Raw genomic sequence first — 6853 nt, forward strand, 5'->3', positions numbered from 1 at the left:
GAGGGTTACATGGATCAGCAGACATTGGCTAACCGCCTGAAAACAGCCCGGGAAAGGGTTGGCCTTTCGGTCGTCGAGGCAGCCAAGAGGCTCGGATATACAAGTTATCAGACGCTGAGCAATATCGAGAAAGGCGAGAGGAAAGTCAAAGCTTCGGAACTCAACCTGTTTGCCAGGGTATATTTTTGCTCCCTGGATAGTCTTCTCAATGAGGCTTTTCAGGAGAAGACAATGGTCTTGCTCTGGAGAAAAGCCCCTGAGGGCGATGCCAGGAAAGAGCTTGAATCGGCCATTACGTATCGCTGTGAGCAGTATCGTTCCCTTGAGCGATTGCTGGGATACGAAAGCGCCGGTGAGCAGCAATTCTTCGACATCAGGATCAACGACATCAGCACTCCCGGAAAGATCGATTCTCTTGCCGGCAATACCTGGAGGCTGCTTGAACTCGGCAGCAGACCGGCCTTGACCCTCAAGAATATACTGGAACAGACATACGGGGTGAAGTTCATCTATCAACCCCTCGCCAGCATCAGTTCAGCTGCTTCTACCGTTCATCCCGATTTCGGCCCCGTGATCGTCATCAATTCCGATGAAGCGCCCTGGCGCCGCAACTACGATCTTGCGCATGAGTTATTCCACCTCATTACCTGGAAGATCATTCCTGCGGAAGAATTGAACGGAGATTATCTTGCAGAGATAGAAAGAAAGGCGGAACGATTTGCCTCTGCGCTCCTTCTCCCCGAGGCGGAAGTAAGAAAGGCAATAGACAAGGTCATGGAAAATCAGGAAACCCTGACCTACGCGGATGTAGTCGATATCGCCAGGGACTTCGGGGTTTCTACGGTGGCCCTTCTGTACCGCCTGTCCGCCATCGGGTGTATCGAATGGGAAACGGTCAGGAAGCTGGCCGGCGATGAATCACTGGCCAGGCTGGATAAGAAGAAAAGGATTGACGATTGGGGCGACAGACCTGTTTCTGACCGGTTCCATAGCCTCGCCGTGAAATGTCTGAGAAAAGGGCTTCTCTCCCGGGGCAAGTTTGCGGAGATCGTCGGCATCGATCGAAGCGAGATAGACCTGTTCATAGAGGGTGAGGGGCTCATGGAAACGGAAGGTACGTCCATTGAAATTATGGCTCCTCGATGCTGATGTAATCATAGACCTGATCAGACTTAAAGTATTCGACAAACTCGCCACACTCCATGAGATAAACGCGGCGTCGACGGTCATTGATGAAGTCAAGTACTATATAAGAGACGGCGTGCAAGTGCCAATTCCATTTCGGAGGGAATATGTTGACACAGGGATTGTCAGTGAGGTATCGGCTGAGCCCGAGGAACTGGCAGAAGTGCTTGACCATATCCCAGAGCACCAGCGTAGCGTCATCCATGGAGGAGAACTTGAATCCATGGCGGTTCTGGTCCGCCGGGACGATCTTGTTTTCTGTAGTTGCGATGCCGCTACCATACGGGCCCTGCCTTTTCTCGATCTCTCCGAAAGAGGTATCTCAGTCGAAAAACTGCTCAAAACCTCGGGTCTGACACAGTCGAGTTTCGAGGACCGTCACAAAGAAGCATATTTCAGGAGCAACCTTGATATTGGGAAGAGAAACAGACTCGATCGTTTGTTCTTCACCAAACCGGCGCCGTACTGAGGCTTTGAAAAAGATCTGAAGCTCCGGCTCATCCCCACTCCCCCATAAGCTCGCGCATATCTTCATGGCTGATCCTCATCATTTCCGCCCCGCGGCCGACAGAGATGTCTCCCTTCTCGATAGCCCGCCTGATCATGCCGGCATACCTGGCCGCCCCGAAGTCCGATCCCTTCAGCCGGTCCGGTTCTTCCCTGAACAGAGAGGCGTGCCCGAAGAGCCGCTGATACGACTGCAGGAAGTCGTTCCTGGCCTGCGTTTCCATACCTGCGCCTATCTCTGTGATACGGTCGAGCACGGTCCTGCAGCTGACACGGAAGATCCTCTTAACCCTGATAAGCCTTTCGACTGAAGGGAGCCCCGCGGCATATTCCCATTCCCTGAGGAACGCTTTGTCGGGCATGAGAAAGTGGCTGGCGAAGACGCTGGCCTCGCGGTCTTCCTCCTTGTCCTCCGCGGTCTGGCTGACGTCATATGCGTCCGGGTGGAGCACAAGATGCCCCAGCTCACGGGCAACGGTGAAGATCCGGTCCTCGACGGTGATCCTCTCCCAGATATTCACCGCGATTGCCGGTCCGCCATCCTCCTCCGCGACAGAAAAGCCATGGAGACTGCCGGACGCCGTTTCGAACGGATAGATCCTGATGCCGGCGTTCTCCAGCAGGCCGCATATGTTATGAATGGACTGGCCATCGTTCCCGCTCCGGAAGCGATGGCCTGGTCGGGTGTACCCTGTGGGACAGGGAACGAACGCCCCGGTGTATTTTCCCCTTGCGCACGGTACGCCAATGGCGTATAATAATAGTGATGGACATAATCGAGACCACGGTATTCACAAGAAGAGTCCTTGAACTCCTTTCGGAGGAAGAATACCGGCTCCTGCAATTGCACTTGATCAACAAACCGGATGCCGGCAAGATCATCAAAAAGTCTGGAGGTCTCAGGAAGCTTCGCTGGGCGGCAAAAGGCCACGGGAAAAGCGGCGGAGTCAGGATCATATATTACTGGTTCCTGGAAAAAGATTCGATCTTGCTCTTGTTTGTCTATGCGAAGAATGAAGCCGAGGACCTCACGCAGGACCAGCTGCAGCAACTAAGTAAGGCCGTCAAAGGAGAAGCCACATGAAAAAGAAACTATTCGACGAGCTCCTCGAAAGTGTTAAGCAGGGCGCCGCCATTATGAAGGGCACGATGGAGCCCTCGCGTGTCTTCCATTTTCCTGATACAGAAGTGAAAAAGCTCCGCAAACATTACGGTCTGTCGCAAGACAGGTTCGCCTCTTTGATGGGCATAAGCGTGGCCACGCTTCGTAACTGGGAACAGGGTCGCCGGCAGCCGGAAGGGCCGGCAAGAGTCCTCTTGATGGTTGCTGCAAAACATCCTGAAATCCTGCTTGAGCTCACCGGCAGGACTTGAACAGGTCCTCCTTTCCCCTCCCTGTGCAACGCCCTCTGCAGTTCACCTTGCAGTTAATCTGCAGTAAACGACCGCCCGCCCCGGCGCTCCCACAGCCAATCCGCAGGCGGGTCGAATTCAGCCTGAGGACTTTTCCGAGCATGCCCCGGGCATTTCCCCTCGCACCCTGAGAAAAACGCTGTGAGCGCAATCCTACGAGGCCTTTTTTTCTTCAGCTCCACAATTTTTCCTGTCCTGCTCACCTTGCCGTGCAGAACGCCTCCATCACCATCTCCGGGTGGTGCTCCCGGTACCAGTCGAGCATGGTCTCCCGCCACGGATGTCCCGCCGGGAGCTTGATGACGCTTGTGAGCGCGGTCTCCGGGGCGTGCTGACGGAACAGGTTGACAATCGCTGCATACGAGGGGGTCCAGGGATGGTCCTGCATCGCCACGTCGAGCGGGGTGTTGCCGTTTCCGCTCTTCGCATCCACCTCCGCACCGTGTTCCAGGAGGAGACGGGCCTGGTCGGGTGTACCCTGTGGGACAGCTTACCGACCTTGACGGTGATACCGTATTATGATACTATTATGAATGGGCAGGCATAAAAAGACCTACGAGGCGATATTCAAAAACCCCGTCCTCGCGAATATTGCCTGGCAGGATATCGAAGCGCTGCTCATAGCCCTCGGCGCTGAGTTGAACGAAGGGGACGGCTCGCGGGTCCGTATCGTGCTGAATGGCGTGCGGGCGGTGTTCCATAGGCCTCACCCGGAAAAGGAAACGAGGAGAGGAGCGGTGAGAGCGCTGCGAGAGTTTTTGAACGAAGCAGGAGTGAGACATGATGACATATAAAGGGTACTCAGCAAGAGTTGAGTTCGATGACGACGACATGATATTTTTTGGACAGGTCATCGGTATTCGGGACGTTGTCACGTTCGAAGGGGAAAGCGTAAAAGAGATTGAAAAGGCTTTCCACGACTCCGTGGACGATTATCTGAATATGTGCAAAGAGAGGAGCGAGGAGCCCGACAAGCCCTTTTCAGGGAGATTCCTCGTGCGGATCTCCCCGGACATTCACCGGAAGATCCACATGTCCGCGAAAAAGGCAGGTCTCAGCATCAATGCCTGGTTGAACCAGAATCTCCACGAGCTCACCGGCAAAGTGTAACCTTGCGGTTCCTGGAAAAGGATTCTTATGAATGGGCTGGCCGGCTTTGGCGCCGAGCTTCTTCCGGCACATTGCCGCGGCGAGAAGAGTGCTGTGAATTACGCTTTCCATTGCGAAGCGCTTCCGGCTTTTCAGGACCTTCTCGAGGTATTCATAGTCTTCGAGCCATGCGGACATGCTTGCCAGGATATTCTCGCGGCTGCGCATCTTCCCGTCGTAACGGAAACGGACTGCATGGAGGTGACGGGCGGGAAAGAGAAGCTCCCGGAGCGTCACGCCCAGGGCCCTGGCTATGAGGACCAGGGTGTTCGTGCGGGATTCCGTCTTTGCCCTTTCCATGTTCTTGATGGCAGGGAGCGAGATCCCCGAGGCGCCTGCGAGATCCTTCTGACTCATTCCCCTGGCCAAGCGGATACGCCTGACATTCTGTGCGATGGCGTTAAGGTCCATTATCGTCCTCCTGAAAAATGATCACTTCATATATACCAAATAGCACGAACGGGACAGGTGGGATAGTTCCTGATCATGGTCAACAAGGACGGTCCGGCGTTTCCTCTTGCACGCTTATATCGTATATGATATTCCTTTTCACCGAGACTGAGAACGACAGCGTTCCCGTGCAAGAGTTTATCGAGTCCCTTCCTGCGAAGCATGGCGCGAAGGAGGCCTGGAGATCGTTCTACTCGAAAAGGAGGTGCCCATGAAGACCTGGGCTCAAGTAAAAAAGGATTTACTGAAGGACCCGGATTTCGCGAAGGAGGTTAAGAAACTTGAGCCCGTGTACCAGATCATCAGTCAGCTTATCAAGGCCCGCATCGAGCAGAACCTGACCCAGGAGGATCTCGCGAAGAAGATCGGCACGAAACAGGGAAACATCAGCCGGCTGGAGAAAGGAAACGCAAACCCTTCTCTTCAGTTCCTGAAGAAAGTAGCCAAGGGGCTTGGCAAAGAGCTCTCGATCTCTTTCAAAACACCCAGGCGGGCAGACACCGTGTAATTAGTCTTCAGCTGTTTCCCGATGATGACCTCGGCCATCCATTTGTATCTTTCTTTGGCACTCAAATACATTATAGGTACCGGTCAACCTGGCAAATGCCCTCTAAGGTATTGCAAGGGATTATGAATTATGGGAGGGAAAAACCGGGGAAACTGCAGTTGCAATTTCCTTGACACTTGTCTACCTGATTGAGTAGTATCTCTCTAAGTGAAAAAATGCAGAGATGAGGGATACAACCGATGATTGAATTAAGCCACTTTTCGGTTGTGGTCTTAGCCCAGACACATAATCCAACCATATTGAATCCTGATTTTCTCAGAAATACTGGGATCGTACCCGGCGAATATAAGATAAAGAACTTCATTTGCACGCCTCCTATAGCTCAGGTGATTTATGAGGAAGGCATTTCGGTTATCGCTGAGTTCGAGAAAATACAATTCGTTGATGAACTTTTGGAGCGGTTGCCGCATGAATCACCAATACCGCAGATTGCTGTGAACTATATAAGAACACTGCCTTATGTCAAATATACGGCGGCAGGCATTAATTTTGCGGGACATCGGAGGTTTTCGGACCATGAGGCTGTCCGGGCGTTTATAAGAAAACGATTTGTTAAAGAGGGTCCTTGGACGAATTCCCAAAATGAGGCTATCGATATCGGATTGAATTTTGTATATAGCTCTGGGACTGTGAAGCGCACTATTAATATCAACCCCGGGGAATACAAGAAGACTGAGGAAGATTCTGAGCCCATCGTTGTGCTGCGTTATAACCATCACCTTGCCGTACCTCCCAACGACACAGATGCTATTGCGGCATTCGTTCTGGACTGGGAAAATGCATTTAAGCAATATGTGGAATTTAGCGACAATATATTTGCCGGGGTTTGAAGTGACCGAAAGCATAGCAACCGAACTATCGGACAAAAAGAGAATACCTATCTATAATCTCTGGAGCAGGAGTCTGAACATAGGCGAGGAAGAACTTTCGACCGAGGTTTCTGTGCTTGGAATGCCGTCAACGTCCGCAACCTATGACAATACAAAATTCCGGGTTGTCGCAGAGGAATGGAAAAAAATGGAGGAACCTGCGTTTGGCAACCTTACGAGAAGCTTTCAACCTCCATCAACGAAGCCCAGGCGTGTCGCCATAGCGTTTTTCCCCGATAATATTGATAATGATGCGATAGATTTCTGCGTAGAGAATAGCCTCTTCGGCGCCGTCCAGGAATACTACCAATGTCTCCTCACATCGTTTAAGCATCTGGGAAACGTTAAAGTAATGCTAAGCAGAGACAATGAGATCTTGGACTCTGTCAAGATGCGTTTCGTGATCAATATCAAAAACGACGATATAGATGGTGTGTTGGCTGACGAAGACAATTTCAATCAATGTGTGCGTCAGGCAATTGGCCAAGATTTTCTTTCTCTGCTGGTATCCACTGTTCAGTTAACTAAGGGTTAACATGGAAGGCAAAGATTTTCTCAATGTAGCTCGTAAATTCTGCGAATCTCCGCACGAAGAAGAACGAAGGACTGCGGTAAGTCGCGCTTATTATGCCCTATTTAATCACGTAAAACGTTCGCTTGAACTCAAAGGGATTCCTGTCAGGAGGAATGCGGAAGCGCATGAACAACTCTC

Annotated in this window: 11 protein-coding genes; 8 read left to right on the forward strand and 3 right to left on the reverse strand. The window is 51.9% G+C overall.

Annotated elements, in window-relative coordinates; genetic code table 11:
• On the forward strand, positions 1-1149 hold a 1149-nt coding region (locus PHC90_13835), incomplete at its 5' end, for an XRE family transcriptional regulator (GenBank protein MDD3847424.1).
• On the forward strand, positions 1124-1654 hold the full coding sequence (locus tag PHC90_13840) for a hypothetical protein (protein ID MDD3847425.1): 531 nt from the start codon (positions 1124-1126) through the stop codon (positions 1652-1654). The genes PHC90_13835 and PHC90_13840, both read left to right, overlap by 26 nt.
• A 28-nt stretch (positions 1655-1682) precedes the next feature.
• Here PHC90_13840 and PHC90_13845 read toward each other — a convergent pair whose 3' ends face one another.
• The gene (locus tag PHC90_13845; protein ID MDD3847426.1) at positions 1683-2297 is read right to left on the reverse strand and encodes an ImmA/IrrE family metallo-endopeptidase; all 615 of its coding nucleotides are present in this window, start codon (positions 2295-2297) and stop codon (positions 1683-1685) included.
• A 161-nt stretch (positions 2298-2458) separates the two neighbouring features.
• On the opposite strand from PHC90_13845, the gene PHC90_13850 reads away from it, so the two are divergent.
• Together PHC90_13850 and nadS are read left to right on the forward strand one after the other, a co-directional pair.
• Entirely contained in the window at positions 2459-2776 is a 318-nt protein-coding gene (locus PHC90_13850; protein ID MDD3847427.1) for a type II toxin-antitoxin system RelE/ParE family toxin, read from the forward strand.
• On the forward strand, positions 2773-3066 hold the full coding sequence (gene nadS, locus PHC90_13855) for a NadS family protein (protein ID MDD3847428.1): 294 nt from the start codon (positions 2773-2775) through the stop codon (positions 3064-3066). Before PHC90_13850 ends, nadS begins: the two co-directional genes overlap by 4 nt.
• A gap of 238 nt (positions 3067-3304) precedes the next feature.
• Here nadS and PHC90_13860 read toward each other — a convergent pair whose 3' ends face one another.
• Positions 3305-3538 carry a hypothetical protein gene (locus tag PHC90_13860; protein ID MDD3847429.1) on the reverse strand — a complete coding sequence of 78 codons (234 nt, stop codon included), beginning with the start codon at positions 3536-3538 and terminating at the stop codon, positions 3305-3307.
• A gap of 100 nt (positions 3539-3638) precedes the next feature.
• Between PHC90_13860 and PHC90_13865 the strand changes: the two genes are divergently transcribed.
• Complete coding sequence (locus PHC90_13865) at positions 3639-3899, forward strand: type II toxin-antitoxin system HicA family toxin (protein ID MDD3847430.1); 261 nt, start codon at positions 3639-3641, stop codon at positions 3897-3899.
• 187 nt (positions 3900-4086) lie between these two features.
• On the opposite strand, the gene PHC90_13870 is transcribed toward PHC90_13865, so the two are convergent.
• Positions 4087-4665, reverse strand: a complete 579-nt coding sequence (locus PHC90_13870) for a helix-turn-helix transcriptional regulator (GenBank protein MDD3847431.1) — start codon at positions 4663-4665, stop codon at positions 4087-4089.
• 250 nt (positions 4666-4915) lie between these two features.
• Between PHC90_13870 and PHC90_13875 the strand changes: the two genes are divergently transcribed.
• From PHC90_13875 to PHC90_13885, 3 genes are all read left to right on the forward strand, one after another.
• Complete coding sequence (locus tag PHC90_13875) at positions 4916-5212, forward strand: helix-turn-helix transcriptional regulator (GenBank protein MDD3847432.1); 297 nt, start codon at positions 4916-4918, stop codon at positions 5210-5212.
• A 239-nt stretch (positions 5213-5451) separates the two neighbouring features.
• Positions 5452-6102 (forward strand): hypothetical protein, encoded by a 651-nt coding sequence (locus tag PHC90_13880; protein MDD3847433.1) that lies wholly within the window; start codon positions 5452-5454, stop codon positions 6100-6102.
• A gap of 1 nt (position 6103) precedes the next feature.
• On the forward strand, positions 6104-6676 hold the full coding sequence (locus PHC90_13885) for a hypothetical protein (protein ID MDD3847434.1): 573 nt from the start codon (positions 6104-6106) through the stop codon (positions 6674-6676).
• The last annotated feature ends 177 nt before the right edge of the window (positions 6677-6853 follow it).

Source organism: Syntrophorhabdaceae bacterium (assembly GCA_028698615.1).
In the GTDB taxonomy this organism is placed as follows: Bacteria; Desulfobacterota; Syntrophorhabdia; order Syntrophorhabdales; family Syntrophorhabdaceae; genus Delta-02.